This is a genomic window from Bradyrhizobium sp. MI1.11 (genome assembly GCF_055811255.1).
The window spans coordinates 1-13,832 of the sequence record NZ_JBVVPM010000100.1 but is presented as its reverse complement, the minus strand read 5'-3'; the positions used below and the strand labels follow the sequence as shown (position 1 = coordinate 13,832).

Here is a 13,832-nt window from a genome sequence, read left to right as displayed (position 1 = left end):
CGCCTCCGGAGAGCGCAAGATCAAATACTACCGCAATCCCATGGGCCTGCCGGACACATCGCCGACGCCGAAGAAGGGATAGCGAGCCCAAGTTCAAGTCAGCCGCGTGCGCTGATGTTTTTCGGCTGCTCTTTTTTGCGCGGGCGGCTTCAGCTCGGCTGGCGACGATCTCCTCAGTGCATGGCTGCCCAGCCGGTCACGGCAACAAGGATCACCGTGACCAGCGCACCGGACACGTAGAGGACCGTTCTTAAGCTGCCGCCTTTAGCTGCGTTGCCGCCGCGCAGGTAGATGGCGGTGTGAACAAGGCGGAGCGCAACATAAGTCCATACCAGCACCGCGAGCGTGCTTGGACCGACACCAACCATCATCGCCAGGACGGCCGGGACCACGAACGGTGACAGCGCCTCCACAGAATTCATGTGCACGCGGTCGATGCGATAGAGGAGGTTCGCATCGTCGGCCGGAAGCACTGGACCAGAGAGGGCCCCTGCACGTCCCTTGGAGTAGCCTGAATGGACCGCCAAAAGGATCGACACGAGACAGAGCGCGAGCACTCCGATAGTACTTAGACTGTAAGCTTCCATGCTGGCCTCTATTGAACTTATCGCGTTGACGGCGGCCAGAAACAATCATCCTCACTGATTGCCTCTATCAGAGCGCTTCGAGGCACTTCCGTCAGGAACCTGGGTGAAAAGATCGGCATAGCGCCGTAGATAAAGCGGCCAGCCTTGATCACCGTCGACACCGTCCCGCACGGCTTCCCAGCCATCGCCATGGCGTTCCAGGTTGCGGTGCTCAAGGTCGACTCGGGTCCGGTGCGGCGTTTCAGCAGTGAACCGGACCTCCCACTCGCTTGTTTTTTCCGGGTCAGTCTCGATCTGCCATTGGGGGCTGATGTCCCAGCTGAGCAGCACCCGGTCCGGCGGTTCGTAGGCCAGCACGCGCGCCCAGCGGCACTCGCTCCCATCGATGCCTCGGTCATAAATGTACCCACCCACCCGTGGCTCGAACACCGTCTCGGCGATCTGGACGCGGAGCAGGTTGTGCTCTGGAGGTTTGAAACTCCCGAACCCCTCGGTGAAGATCTTAAATGCGCGCGCGATCGGTGCCTCGACCACGATGGATTGTTTCACGGCCGTAAGTCCCACACGCGTGTTCATTGTGGCTCCTGTTGCTCGACGGCCGCCTTGTAGGCGGCCAGCGTCTTGCTCCAAAACCGGTCGAGCCAAGCACGCATCTGGCCAAGCCCGTGAGGGTCGATGTGATAGACGTTGCTTGCGCCCTTCTGCTCCGCGCGCACCAGCCTCGAGTCGCGCAGCACCTTGAGATGCTGTGAGACGGCAGACTGGGAGACCGGTACCTTCCGGGTAATCTCAACGACCGAACGTGGACGCTCCGCGATCAGCTCGAAGATCGTTCGACGAGTCGAGTCGCCAAGCGCGGCCAGCTGTGCATGATCAACAGTCATGACTTATGATTAGTCTAGACTTATGATCAAGTCAATCCTTGTTGAACATGCCGCGTTTTCGCTGCGCTTGAGGCTTTGGATGGACGGGCCCGTCCTTGCCGGTCGTCCTTTGGCCACGCGATGCCGGCGAGGCCGGGATGAGCAGTGCCGGCGAGCGCACGGTCAGCTGGCGGAAGCGGCGAAGGGCCCTTGTCCGGAAAGGACGCACCGCTGTCCTGATCCCTCGGATTGTCTTCGTTGCCACAAGCAGCATGTCCATCGATCCTAACCGGCAGCCGAGGCAAGCTGAGCGCAAGGAGTGTGAGATGACCCCCAGCGGCATCGTTCCTCTAGGTTGGGAAGCCCGAACTGTGTCAACGATGATGGCCTGGCGCGTGCACGAGTTTGGGCTGCCTGAGGTCATGAAGTTTGAGACCCTCTTACGTCCTGAGCCAGGGCCCGGCGAGGTCCTCATCAAAGTTGAAGCCGCCGGAGTAGGGCCATGGGATGGCTGGATCAGAGCCGGCAAGAGCGCTTTGCCGCAGCCGCTCCCGCTCACTCTCGGGTCGGATCTTTCCGGTGAAATCGTCGCTGTTGGGCCCGGAGTCTCGCCAGAACGTGCGGGAGAGCAGGTCTACGGTGTTACCAATCCGCGGTTTATCGGGGCTTACGCCGAGTACGCCTTGGCTTCCGCGGAGATGGTGTCCGGCAAGCCGACGTCGCTAACCCACGTTGAAGCCGCCTCCATTCCCGTCATTGCGGTCACCGCATGGCAGGCGCTGTTTGATCACGCCCAACTCAAAGCAGGTCAATCGGTGGTCATTCACGGTGCGGCCGGTAACGTGGGATCCTACGCGGTTCAATTGGCCCGTCATGCGGGTGTCCAAACCGTTGCAACAGTATCGACGGGCGACGTTTCTTTCGTGCGCAATCTCGGCGCCGATAAGGTGATTGACTACCGGGCCGAGCGCTTCGAGCAAGAAATCGGGGAAGCCGACGCTGTCATCGATCTGGTCGGCGGAGAAACGCAAACCCTCTCGTTCCAGGTCCTTCGTCGAGGCGGCAAGCTGATTTCCGCGGTGTCCCGCCCGGATCAGGATCTTGCGAAACATCACGATGTCGAAGCCTCCTTCTTTTTGGTCGAGGTCACGAGCCAGTATCTGACGGAAATCGCGCGCCTCCTGGACGGTGGAAAACTGAGCACAAACGTCGGCGTAGTCTTACCCCTCGCGGATGCGCGCGAGGCTCACTTCATGCTGGAGGGCGCGCGACCCCGGCCAAAGGGAAAAATCGTGCTCGCCGTCGGAGCGCACTGATTGATCGCGTCTCATCTTCCGCTCGCCAGTCTGAATGCGCCAGCCGAGCCCACGGTTTCTGTTGAAAGGACAAAAAATGACTCCGCGAAATCCCGCCCCCGCTCTCGTCATTCCCGATTCTTTGCTTGCGAAAGAAGCTACAGAGGTTCTGCGCGAACATTCGACGGACCTTCTCTTCAATCATTCGATCCGCGTCTACCTGTTTGCGGCGGAGCAGGGCCGCCAGCGAAAGCTGCGCTTTGACTCTGAACTTCTGTACGTGGCCTCGGCGTTCCACGACCTCGGCCTCATCGAGAAGTTCTCGAGCCCAGACGAACGCTTCGAGGTCGATGGCGCAAATGCCGCTCGACAGTTTCTGGCCGCCCACAGCATTGCTGAAGACGACGTGCAGACGGTCTGGGAAGCCATCGCGCTGCACACCACTCCCGGCATCCCGAAGTACATGGGACCCGAGGTCGCGCTCCTCAATTCAGGGGTTCTGCTCGATGTGATCGGGGTAGGGTTCGATCAGTTTCCCGCGGAGCTTCGCGAGGAGATCGTCGCCAAATTTCCCCGCACGAATTTCAAGGAAGACTTCGTTCGGGAGTATTTCGCCGGGTTTGCGCACAAGCCGGCGACCACGTACGGCACGGTCAACGCCGGAGTCTGCGAACACTTCATGCCGGAGTTCAAGAGCCCGAACGCCTGCGACTTGATCGCCGGTTCTCCCTGGGCTCATTAGAAGAGGAGGTGCGAGATGCCGATCAATGGATTCACCTATTGGATTGGTGCGCTGTCAAACCGTTCAGGAGTTGCAGCAAGGATCGTGAGGAGAGCAACGCGGACGGCGTCGTTCGCACTGGCAGCAACGGTCATGGCTGTGGGAGCTTCGCCCGCGACCGCGCAGGATCGGGAGCAAGTTAAGCTCGTATTCGAGCACGCACTCCCGAATGTCGAAGGAAAGAGAATAGCTGCTGTCCTGGTGAGTTACCCTCCTGGGAGCAAATCGCTGCCTCATCGCCACGCAGAGTCGGCCTTTATCTACGCCTATGTGCTGTCCGGGGCCATCCGGAGCCAGGTCGGCAATGACCCTGCGCAGGTCTATCACATAGGTGAAGGATTTTATGAAACGCCAGGCTCACATCACAGGATCAGCGAGAACGCGAGTGACACCGAGCCAGCCAGCTTGCTCGCGGTCTTCGTGGTCGATTCCAAAGACGGGACATTGACGATCCCCGACAAGGACGCAGCACCGAAATAACTGCGCGGCAGGCTCGCGTGCCCAGGCACCGCCCGGCCTTTGCACTGTGTGAACGACATGCATAATAAGGCGCCCGACTGGAGAGGCAGTAAAGGTGCCGGTACAAGCTGTCGCGATCGTCGTCTACGAGGGGGTTCAGGCGTTGGACGTGGCCGGGCCGATGGACGTGTTCAGCGAGGCGAACACCTTCCTCGATAGTGCCGATCGTTATGAAACAGTATTGGTTGCTGCGGACCGCAATCCGGTGCGTGCCTCGAACGGCATCCGACTACTGGCCGACCTCACCTTCGAGGAGGCGACGGGCGGCTTCGACATTATTCTCGTCGCGGGCACTCCGACGCCGCCGGAAGCGGAGCCCGACCCGCACCTGCTCCAGTGGGTCAAGGAGCTGCCCTGGCGGTCGAGCCTCTACGGATCGATCTGCACCGGCGCCTTTGTCCTTGGCTCTGCCGGTCTGCTGGACGATCGGCGTGTTACGACCCATTGGCAGGATGCGCAGGCGCTGGCGGCCAGGTTCCCAAGAGCAAAAGTCGAACCTGATTTGATCTATGTGCGCGATGGCCGGCTGATCACCGCGGCGGGTGTGACTGCGGGAATAGATCTGGGTTTGGCGCTGGTCGGGCAGCGGCATGGCGCGGAAACGGCGCTCAAAGTCGCCAAGCGGCTGGTCGTAGTCGCCCAGCGCCAAGGCGGACAGTCTCAGTTCAGCCCCTATCTCACGGCGCCTGCCGATCCGGAATCGCCTATCGCCCGTATCCAGGACCATGTGATGGCGAACGTCGGGGATCGCCACTCGCTGGAGTCCCTTGCCGCTGTCGTCGGGATGAGCGCCCGAAATCTGGCCCGGCATTTCGTGCAGGCGACCGGGATCACGCCGCACGAGTTCATCGAGCGCGCCCGCATCGATGCGGCGCGTATGATGCTGGAAGGAAGCGACCGGCCGCTGAAGGCGGTTGCATTCGACTGCGGCTTCGGGTCGGCGGATCGGATGAGGATCGTGTTCACCGCCCGTCTTGGTGTGAGTCCCATCCAATATCGCGCGAGCTTCAGGCGGACGGCCCCGGAATAGATCGCGCGTTCCTACCAGAACGACGCTGGCGATCCTGCTTTCGCTACGAACCGTCATGTCAGGAAAAGACGTACGGCTGTCCTGATCCGCAGGATGCCCTTCCTTGTACGGAGCGGTACTCGGTTGGCAAATAGTGGCAAGCAACCAGCCCTCTACGCAAACAAGGAGAGTGCTCCATGTCTGAGATCATCGCCGGCATCCGCGTGCCTGACAGCGCTATCGCTCGCGCCGCTACGCAGCTCGTGCGCGATACTGAGGACGACCTGCTCTACAATCACAGTCGCCGTGTCTTCCTTTGGGGCGCGCTCACCGCCGAGCGCCACGGCCAGAAGTACGAACCGGAGCTGCTTTACCTCGGCGCGATGTTCCACGACATGGGGCTCACAGAGAAATATTCCAGTCCCGACCTGCGCTTCGAGGTCGACGGTGCCAATGCCGCTCGTGATTTCATGAAAAGCTACGGCTTGCCGGAGCGTGAAATCGAGGACGTCTGGACCGCGATCGCGCTCCACACTACCCCCGGAATTCCTGAGCATATGCGACCCACTATCGCGCTGGTGACCGCGGGGGTGGAAATGGATGTGCTTGGGATCGCCTATCACGATTTTACTCATGAACAGCGTGACCATGTCTGCGTCCATCATCCCCGGGAAGCGAACTTCAAGGAGAACATCTTAGATCACTTCGCTAAAGGCATCATTAAGAAGCCGCTGACGACCTTCGGGAACGTAAAGGCTGACGTCCTTGCGCTCAATGACATGGCCTATGTCCGCCAGAACTTCTGCTCGATCATCCTCGGTTCGGCCTGGCCGAACTGACCTTTGGTTGCTGCGAAGCGGACTAAAATCCAGATGAGCGCCAGTCGAGCCAGGATGTGCGGGCCTGAACGAGCCTTTATCGGATCAGGCGAGGAGCGCGTCCCTACGCATAGCTCGATCGACGAGATCATGACGCGCCGGTTTCGTGCCCTGAATTCTGCGAAGCACCGGTGTCGCGAGGGACAATCGAGCAGATCTTCCATGTCGCGCGATTCGCGCCCAGCGGTGCGAACATTCAGCCCTCGCACGTCCACGTGCTGGGCGGCGCCGCAAAGGCCAGAGTCTCGGCGGCGCTGCTGGACGCGCAACGAAACGCGCCGCGACGAGCACGTCTCGGAATACAAATATTACGCCAGCGACCTACCTGATCCGTACCTCGAGCGGCGACAGGAATTCGGACGGCTGTTCTACGGGTCGCTGGGAATTGGCCAAGCCGATGCCGAGGCAAGAAGCAGGCAAACCGCAAATAATTACACGTTCTTCGGAGCGCCCGTGGGACTGATCGTGACGATCGATCGTCGGCTGGAAACCGGAAGCTGGCTCGACCTCGGCATGTTCCTGCAGAACGTGATGCTCGCGGCAGCGGGACGCGGACTTCGGTGTCCGCAGGAGACGTTCTCGAAGTATCGCCGGATCTTGCGCCCGCTGCTCTCGATTCCGGACCGGGCGGTCGATGTTTTTGAGTTTCTGCTCGCCCGAATCGGCGAACTCGACTCCTACCTTGCCGCGGCCAACCGGGCTTGCAGTGTCATTACGTAAATACCCGATTTTCCCGGACAGGCCGCAGGGCCGGGTAGGTCGTGCAGCTTTTTTTTTGCGAGCAGTTTGTCGCCGGCACGCCGTGAACGGTCTGCATCACGACCGCGTGTATGAAGCCGTTTCTTCCTTCCGCGAAATGACGCTGAAACAAAGCCGTCCAAGACTGAATGGCATTGACGTCCTACCAGGAGGGTTAAATGCGATCATTATTTTTCGGCGCCGCTCTACTGGCGATCGCATTCGTGGGGTGTTCAACCTTGTTCTCCGCCTCCCTTTCTGCAGCTCGGGATGCGAAGGCCGCAAGCTTCTCTGAACGCTTTGCTCCGGCGCTGAAGTCGGCATCTAGCGGCTAACTGCAGTGGGCCAGCGCCCAAAAGTTCTAACTGCACAAGGGGCGACGCGTCGGACATCTCGTCGCCCCACACCCGTGGGGTGCGGAAGCTGTTAGCTGATCAGGATCCCGCCCAACATCACGGCCACCGACACTGAGCGATCCGCATAGCGGTGCGTAGTTGTAGAGCTTAGGTATCTTGCTCACCCCAGTTATAGCCGCAGGCCACCCGGTCCAGGCGAGCGCACGGATCAGCAAGCAGTTCTTCCAGCCGTTTGATGGCTAGCTCCGCCCGGAACCGCTCGTCCTAGCAACGGGCCTTGTCGCCGCGCTCTGGCGTGTCGAAGCCCACAAGGGGGGTAGATCTCCCGCTCGTGACGGATCGTATCGCCATCGATCACCTCCATCGGACCGGATAACCGAAGCTCGGGGCGCAAGATCGCAGCATCGGTTTGCCGAACGTCCGGCATCTCGGACAGTTGGCGCCGTCTTCCAATTTACAAGCACCATGGCGGTGACAACTGCGACGCTACCGTAGTGAAAGTCATGTTCGATCATCGCTTAAACGGAATCACCGGCCCCATTAGCGTTCATGGTTATAGCCGATCCGGCTGTAATGGAACTGGGTTTCTTGTAACCGCCCAGTGGTCAGACGGATGTGATCCAGGGTAGATAAAACAACTAACCACCCAGGAGTTCTAGCAGGGGGACGAATTCTGGAGAGGGTGGCCAGCCTCAGAGTTGGTGTCATCGGGAGTAACGCACATGGCAGGTCCCAGAAGCCAAAAGGACATCGAGCGCCGAGCATATCAACTGTGGCAGCAAGCCGGAATGCCAAAGGAGAGGGATCAGGAGTTCTATTTAGAAGCAGAGCGACAGCTCAATGAAGAGCTGATCAACCACAAACTCGAAACGCCGGATAGGCGGTAGAAAACAGCTAGAAAAGTCAGGAGCGCCATTCATGGGGTCGCGACCAATCCGCTATTCGTTGCCACGATCCAACGATCGCCCCAACGCACGATAGACTCGATGCGCCCAATGCCGGGTACTGTGTCGCCGCGCATTGCCATCCCAACGCCATCGGGCCCATCCTTTGCCTCCTTTAGATCATGCGTCGCGAAGCCTTCGGTGAAGCAGCCTCGAATAGCCATCCACGTCGGCAGCCAATATAGCCGCCAATCTGCGCTCGACCCGCCCTTGCCGCTCCTGCGCCATGGCCCGCGATCCACTTTGGATCCGATTGTACGACGGATTAGATGGAATGCCCACCCAACCGATGACGGGTCTTGGCCCGCAAGCGAACATGGAGGCAACGTTCAGCACGACCGTAGTCGGAGCCAGACCGGACATCGCGCGCTGTCAAACCGACGATTCTGACCCCAAGCCGTCATTCGTCACCGTCCAATTCAGGAGGGGCCCAATCCGCTAACGCTTGCGCACCAGCAAAGTCCAAACAGGCGACGCACCGTCCCAGCCGCGAAGGCGCCCTGACAGACGCACCGTGATCCGCTCGACAACAAGATGCAGCGCAATCACGTCGCCTTCTGACAGCTCTACACAGCCGCGCTTCCAGGACCACACTGCGCCCGGGAAGCGAAACAAGTTTGCCTTCAGCCCTCGGCCGCTGCGCTCCGACAGCGGTTGTAAGTCGACCTGAGCGCCGGCTCTAGGTCGTAGGCTGACATCTGCCCGTCGCAGCCAGTTCGGAATCCAACTCATGCGAATGACTAGCCGTTACCTTCCACGTTTGTCTAGGCTTCGTCCGTCTGGATGGATTCGCCGCCCGAAGCCGAGGACGTCCCCCCTTTCGAACTAGTCTGGAGATTTGCAGTCGCCTATATGAATTTGCCTCGACGGCAGCCTGCGACCCACTCTAGACGTTAGCTGTTTCGATGACGGCGTTTCCGTAAGAGCACAGCGGCGCCGCCGCGCATAGAACAGCAGGTGGGTCGCCCGCGGCGGCGATGGCGAGATCACTAGGCGATCGGCTAAAGCTACTGCAGAAGGGCAGGCGGCTCGTTCGCCAATGTCTGCACCCAAGCGGACGCTCCAATTTCAACGCCGCTATGAGCGCCGCCGCCATCGGAAACGCGCCACGCTGCGACGCCGAAACATAGCGTTAGCATCAAGTTGGTCAGCAATAGCAGGACTGAGAAAAAGTGGCTCACACGCGCACCCGGAACAGAACGTCCCTCCAGTACGCATACAGGTGGATGATTCGAAAACTGCAGCTGCGCTGACCTAACCGCCTTTTCCACAGGTCGTAAAATGCTGGATCAACAGCTTCGAACCGGGGAGCGCAGCCATTGAGCGGTTCGCGGTGCCGACGCTCGCGTCGCGCTGATCGTAGCTAAGCGGCACGGCAGGAGCTATTATCTTGTCCTTCGCTCGGGATCATTCGCTTTCAGGAGTCTGGCAGTGATAAAAATCTTACAAGGAATGCTCCTCGCGACCACGGTTCTCGCTGCTGCTTATAGTGGGGCACACGCAGCGGGTGGTTGTGGCGAGGGCTGTCACAGGACAAGCGGTGGCGCATGTGTCGTTGACGGCTGGGGCACGGGAGCCAAGGTTCGGAACGAATGCCCGGCGACCTCTCGCCCCCGTCCACCCTGCGGCGGCGCGGACTTTATCTGGGACCGCACCAAACAGGCATGTTTCCAAAATAACCGCAGCTGGTTCTGATCTCGCGTCCCATTCAGGCGCGCTGTACACAGCGCAATCTGATCTCACTGCGCGGCCTCAGCGCGAGTACGAACGAGTTCAGTGGAACAGCTTGACCCTCATCTTGGCCAGTGCGCCCCTTCATGAGTCCGCTCTCGGCGGCGCCGACGGGCTCGGTTCGCGTCCTTGGGATCAGGTGCGGACCTCCGGGCACGGGAGCCGCATTAGCGCCGGACTTCTATGATGGTTGTGCGGCCCTGCCGCCGGCTTACAGCTCGATTGCGGGCTAGCCGTCTTGGCAGGGAATACCGAAGTTGTCACAAGCGAGAGCGAAGGACTCTTTTGCTTTTGTATCCTCGAAGCAGAAGCGAGTGCCGACCTCCGCCTGATCGATCCACCAATCGACGTTACTGCCTTTCGCGATGCGGGAGGCTTCGCCGCGTAAAAGGTCCAGTTGTCTTCCCGCAGCACGAACGATCAGGCAATTTTTCTCTTTGGACACAATATCTTCTCCATGGCACAGGACGCCGAACTCGTTGGTACTAAGAGCCGTGAACACGAATCCGCAGCAGGGGGACTGCTGCTGCGGCCCGCGCGGTCAAAAACTCCGGGTGAAAAACGACTAGGTGAAATATGCAGCCAGCCCCGGTGCGATGATCGTACCGCAGCATCTCTGGCTCGCAATATGATCAATTTCACAATCGGCAGAAGGCTTAACATGCATCAGTGCGCCGGCTCTTAAGGTCCATGAGGATCGGGAATAACCGGCAATCCGGGCGCGTTCGCCTCCAGCTCCGGGCGATGTCTCGGAGCGGACGCGTAGAACTTCCGGCCTCGGGAATCATCGTCTAGGGCCGGCTTTTTTGCAGCATTGCCTTGGCGCCAGTTTGATTTAGCCGTTGCCTATGTCATTTGGCATATGAAAGGCGACCGTCGGAAGACACCGGGACATTTTGGCAATTCAGCGTAAGCTGGCGCACTGTCCGGGAGCATGAGGACTCTCCTCCATCGAACGAGAGACGACCCCGGCTTGGGGGCCTGAGTGTTGATGCCGGGGCCGCTCCGCCAGCTCGACGGAGAGAGCTAGCGAGACAGCAAGCCGGGCAGTGATTGCTATGTTCCTACGGCTCTCAGAAGATCCTGCCCGAGTGTTAGCAGCCGCACGTAGGTACCGCTCTCGTGCAGATCGAGCCAGCCGCGCTCGACTGCATACCAAATCAGGCGGCGTACTGAACAGGAGTCTTCTTTTCATTCATTCTAGCCGCGCGTAAAAGAGTCCGCCGACTGAGACGGGATTTTTGGCTACATTTCGTGATTGAGCTACTTAATTTTCTAATCCACTAACACTTACTTATTTCAGCAATCATAGGAGGCGCGAATGTCCTCTCAAGAAGCAGACGATCGACGCGAATTTTTAAGATCCTGCGGCAGGTTCGCCGCCGTAACACCTCCGACCATCACAGCGTTGCTTTCGACCTCACTGTGCAGCAACGCCATTGCCAGCTCCGACGGCCGGGGTCGTGTATGCCTAATAACTATCGCTGAGCGTGGAAGGTCGAACGACGGGCGGCGTTAGACTGTCGCCCATGCTTGGCCTGACTTGCCCGCGACCGTCATGCCAGTTTGGGACGATATGCACAGATCCTGTGGCGCCGCATGCTGAGCAGACCAGGCGCAAGCCGAGCCTCGACCACGGCGGGAGTGTGTCGAGCCACACGTCGACTCGACGATGGCAGAGGCCGTTCAGGCATTGGATGTTGCAAGTCACATGGCCGTCAGTCAGCCATTCCGTAGGGCTGCGGGGCGGATAATGGCCGGCCCATTTCGTGTATCGGCGAGTGCGCATGCCGCCATCAAAGCGGCATCTTAGGTATCTCGCAAATTATCGATCCCTAGTAGCCCGGAACGCGCGCGAGCTACCGCCTCTCGTAAGTGGGGAAACCTCCCCTGAAGCTCCGCCGGTTCACGCCGGCAGGTGCTCCCCTGAGCCGCCAAACGAAAATGAAGCCGCCGGGCAAACAATACCTTGTCCCGGCGGCCTGATATCCGTCCAGCCCCGGGACAGGATTAGCAAAAATCCCGGATACTGATCAGTATAGGCGCGCGGTGTGGAGGTTCAGTTCGCTTTTAAAGAATATACGCCAAAGCCCGCCGGCTCACGCCAGCATTGCCATGCTACAATCCAAGGGGCGGATCGAGGGTCTTTCTGCTCGAGTTGATTGAGAGCGATGCCGAGGCAGGTGCCACTATTATCTTGTAGCGATTTGATCAACGGCAGGTAGGGAGTGCGCAGAATGATTAGGCCGCTTCCATTGCTCTGGCTTTGGTCGGAGGCGCTGCACAGGCTCAGCAGGGCGCGCCTCGCAACCCTCAGAAATTGGAAAAGTGCCAGTAGCTTGCTACCGAACGTGGTTTTTCGAGTGCGGGCGAAAAAGGAGAGGGACAAGGTCGCGCAAAGCGGGAGTTCGTGATCGCCTGCATGCATGGGAAGCAAACCTGACCAGGCGCGAAAGGACCAAGTGAAATATGCAGCCAGCCCCGGTGCAGAAAATTCTGCCCCAGCTTGGTCTCATTTGCAAATACAATTCGGTGGAATCGAAATCCATGCAGTGGGCATTTTGCTCCGAGAACGGAACGATATTGCTATTCTCCCGCGAACCGGAGCTTGGCGCGTGCGAAACCACGAACCTAAGCAGTGGGACCGAGGGCGAGGTACAGACGCTGATCAAAATGATCAAGGGAGGGTCGAGATCGCGACCGAGCTTGGGAGGTATATCGCGTCCGTCAAACGTGTGGCCGCGGGTATGGCCTTTTGCTGCGAAGCGCGAGGAGCGCTGCACAAAGACGCAGACGTATCAGCCGCTTGTAAAATCGCTCTATGCTGGCTCAGCCAAACCTTACGGGGAAAGCAGGGAATGGTTAGGCCCGGCGCGTCTTACCGGACAAGGACGCGTCGGGCCGCGAGTCCGTAATCGCGCATACGTAAGCTGGCGCTCCTTGCCCCCTGGCAAAATACGCGTTGCCTAACGAGCGCTCGAGGTTGCAAATTGAGGCCGCTTGCCGCTGCTAAGTCCGACCTCCGCCCCTCGGTAGCCGCACCCGGCGCCACACAGCGCGGCTCGATACCAGACAAGCGAACATCGTCCGGCCAGGGAGTTGCGACCGCAATGGCAGCAGATCAGGAGCCGCTTAGGCCATCTCGCGCATCTCACCAAAGGTGATCTTCTGAAGCCGCATGCCGGTATTCACGCGCCATGGCGGCGAGAGTCGATGGCTTAGCGGCTCAGCACGCGCGCAAGGCGAGTAAACAAGGCGCGCCGGTTCACCTTTTGGCCCGTTGCGGGCAGTGAGTAACGGTCTAGCGCAGAAGCACCATGGTCTCGAGCTTAGTTCGCCTATCACCCTGCGGCGGCGAGGGAAGGTAGTTTTTCCGCTTCAGGTCTCTCCCCTCCTGGGGCCGCTTCTTGGCAAGCCTGACCGAAAGATGAGTCACACACTGAAATGCGCACCCCCGGAAGAGGGTGGCATCGCCGCGGAATGTCGCGGCTTCGACGCTTCGACGCTGGCAGTCTAACGGAAGCCCCTTTCGTACGGAGGCCCACCGGCGGTTGAAGTCGCGGCCCCAAGCCGAGCGGTAAAACGCAGGCGTCCAAAGCCGTCTGTGCCACCTGTGCCGTTTGGTACGGAAACAGATCCGAATCGTGAATTTTCTCGGGCCGAACCGGAGGCCGTTTGGTTCTTCGTCTTCTTGCCGATCTTCGTGCTGCTCTATGCGATCGTCGAGAAGATGCACGTGAGATAGCACAGGCCTAACGTGTCGCAGGTGCCGCAAGCCGCCGGAGATGCGGCGGAGAAGTGTCTCGCCGATGCGAACCTGCCATGGCTCTGAAGAGCCCGACGCTATTTGCGATAGTCGTGACGGTTCTACGGCTTACTCACGGCGACGAAGCTGCAAGAGCCATGCTGATCGGCGGCATGAGCCTGGCCGCCGTGACAGAGGCGATGTTCTCCGCACGGGTCGAGCGACGCGATGCCGTTCGATACCTCAATTTGCCACCTCGAACGTCCGCCAGCCGCTCAAATTCTAATCCTCCGGCGGCGCCTTCCTTCAGTACGCCTCCGATGGGGGCCGTCTTGCGTGAGGGTTGGTAATTCGCGAAGCGTGTGACCTTAAGTCTAGCTTTAAGG

The 13,832-nt window shown here is 59.7% G+C and carries 14 protein-coding genes; 9 read left to right on the top strand and 5 right to left on the bottom strand.

Annotated features, from left to right (window positions below; translation table 11 throughout):
* Nucleotides 1-173 precede the first annotated feature (173 nt).
* Genes AC0L30_RS41210 through AC0L30_RS41200 form a run of 3 tightly spaced genes read right to left on the bottom strand, consistent with a single transcriptional unit; the run spans nucleotide 174 to nucleotide 1,471 of the window.
* On the bottom strand, nucleotides 174-587 hold the full coding sequence (locus AC0L30_RS41210; protein ID WP_354167003.1) for an MAPEG family protein: 414 nt from the start codon (nucleotides 585-587) through the stop codon (nucleotides 174-176).
* Nucleotides 588-638: 51 nt separating this feature from the next.
* A complete protein-coding gene (locus tag AC0L30_RS41205; RefSeq protein WP_354167000.1) occupies nucleotides 639-1,163 on the bottom strand; it encodes an SRPBCC family protein in 525 nt (174 codons plus the stop codon).
* Nucleotides 1,160-1,471, bottom strand: a complete 312-nt coding sequence (locus AC0L30_RS41200) for an ArsR/SmtB family transcription factor (RefSeq protein ID WP_009859294.1) — start codon at nucleotides 1,469-1,471, stop codon at nucleotides 1,160-1,162. The genes AC0L30_RS41205 and AC0L30_RS41200 overlap by 4 nt, the downstream gene beginning before the upstream one ends.
* A gap of 359 nt (nucleotides 1,472-1,830) precedes the next feature.
* Here AC0L30_RS41200 and AC0L30_RS41195 point away from each other — a divergent pair, with 359 nt between their 5' ends.
* From AC0L30_RS41195 to AC0L30_RS41155, 9 genes are all read left to right on the top strand, one after another.
* On the top strand, nucleotides 1,831-2,766 hold the full coding sequence (locus AC0L30_RS41195) for an NADP-dependent oxidoreductase (protein ID WP_354202759.1): 936 nt from the start codon (nucleotides 1,831-1,833) through the stop codon (nucleotides 2,764-2,766).
* Nucleotides 2,767-2,842: 76 nt separating this feature from the next.
* Nucleotides 2,843-3,487 (top strand): HD domain-containing protein, encoded by a 645-nt coding sequence (locus tag AC0L30_RS41190; protein ID WP_354202754.1) that lies wholly within the window; start codon nucleotides 2,843-2,845, stop codon nucleotides 3,485-3,487.
* Between the two features lie 15 nt (nucleotides 3,488-3,502).
* Nucleotides 3,503-4,006, top strand: coding sequence for a cupin domain-containing protein (locus AC0L30_RS41185; RefSeq protein WP_009859291.1), 504 nt, complete (start codon nucleotides 3,503-3,505; stop codon nucleotides 4,004-4,006).
* 94 nt (nucleotides 4,007-4,100) lie between these two features.
* On the top strand, nucleotides 4,101-5,075 hold the full coding sequence (locus tag AC0L30_RS41180; RefSeq protein WP_354202755.1) for a GlxA family transcriptional regulator: 975 nt from the start codon (nucleotides 4,101-4,103) through the stop codon (nucleotides 5,073-5,075).
* A 176-nt stretch (nucleotides 5,076-5,251) separates the two neighbouring features.
* Nucleotides 5,252-5,893 (top strand): HD domain-containing protein, encoded by a 642-nt coding sequence (locus tag AC0L30_RS41175; protein ID WP_354202756.1) that lies wholly within the window; start codon nucleotides 5,252-5,254, stop codon nucleotides 5,891-5,893.
* Nucleotides 5,894-6,063: 170 nt separating this feature from the next.
* Nucleotides 6,064-6,261 carry a nitroreductase family protein gene (locus tag AC0L30_RS41170; RefSeq protein WP_256375780.1) on the top strand — a complete coding sequence of 66 codons (198 nt, stop codon included), beginning with the start codon at nucleotides 6,064-6,066 and terminating at the stop codon, nucleotides 6,259-6,261.
* A 124-nt stretch (nucleotides 6,262-6,385) separates the two neighbouring features.
* Nucleotides 6,386-6,652, top strand: a complete 267-nt coding sequence (locus AC0L30_RS41165) for a nitroreductase family protein (RefSeq protein ID WP_473406654.1) — start codon at nucleotides 6,386-6,388, stop codon at nucleotides 6,650-6,652.
* 1,096 nt (nucleotides 6,653-7,748) lie between these two features.
* Nucleotides 7,749-7,913: a DUF2934 domain-containing protein gene (locus AC0L30_RS41160; protein ID WP_009859288.1), complete on the top strand. Its 165-nt coding sequence runs from the start codon at nucleotides 7,749-7,751 to the stop codon at nucleotides 7,911-7,913.
* Nucleotides 7,914-9,422: 1,509 nt separating this feature from the next.
* The gene (locus AC0L30_RS41155; RefSeq protein ID WP_473406655.1) at nucleotides 9,423-9,665 is read left to right on the top strand and encodes a hypothetical protein; all 243 of its coding nucleotides are present in this window, start codon (nucleotides 9,423-9,425) and stop codon (nucleotides 9,663-9,665) included.
* Between the two features lie 265 nt (nucleotides 9,666-9,930).
* Here AC0L30_RS41155 and AC0L30_RS41150 read toward each other — a convergent pair whose 3' ends face one another.
* Entirely contained in the window at nucleotides 9,931-10,146 is a 216-nt protein-coding gene (locus AC0L30_RS41150; RefSeq protein ID WP_083869768.1) for a hypothetical protein, read from the bottom strand.
* Nucleotides 10,147-13,579: 3,433 nt separating this feature from the next.
* Nucleotides 13,580-13,832: hypothetical protein (locus tag AC0L30_RS41145; RefSeq protein WP_473406653.1), on the bottom strand; the 253-nt coding region annotated here is incomplete at its 5' end.

Bases quoted from the DNA above. Each gene is read 5' to 3' on its own strand.
- AC0L30_RS41190 (WP_354202754.1), top strand. From the start codon at position 2,843: ATGACTCCGCGAAATCCCGCCCCCGCTCTCGTCATTCCCGATTCTTTG.
- AC0L30_RS41185 (WP_009859291.1), top strand. From the start codon at position 3,503: ATGCCGATCAATGGATTCACCTATTGGATTGGTGCGCTGTCAAACCGT.
- AC0L30_RS41200 (WP_009859294.1), bottom strand. From the start codon at position 1,471: ATGACTGTTGATCATGCACAGCTGGCCGCGCTTGGCGACTCGACTCGT.
- AC0L30_RS41160 (WP_009859288.1), top strand. From the start codon at position 7,749: ATGGCAGGTCCCAGAAGCCAAAAGGACATCGAGCGCCGAGCATATCAA.
- AC0L30_RS41155 (WP_473406655.1), top strand. From the start codon at position 9,423: ATGCTCCTCGCGACCACGGTTCTCGCTGCTGCTTATAGTGGGGCACAC.
- AC0L30_RS41175 (WP_354202756.1), top strand. From the start codon at position 5,252: ATGTCTGAGATCATCGCCGGCATCCGCGTGCCTGACAGCGCTATCGCT.
- AC0L30_RS41195 (WP_354202759.1), top strand. From the start codon at position 1,831: ATGATGGCCTGGCGCGTGCACGAGTTTGGGCTGCCTGAGGTCATGAAG.
- AC0L30_RS41210 (WP_354167003.1), bottom strand. From the start codon at position 587: ATGGAAGCTTACAGTCTAAGTACTATCGGAGTGCTCGCGCTCTGTCTC.
- AC0L30_RS41205 (WP_354167000.1), bottom strand. From the start codon at position 1,163: ATGAACACGCGTGTGGGACTTACGGCCGTGAAACAATCCATCGTGGTC.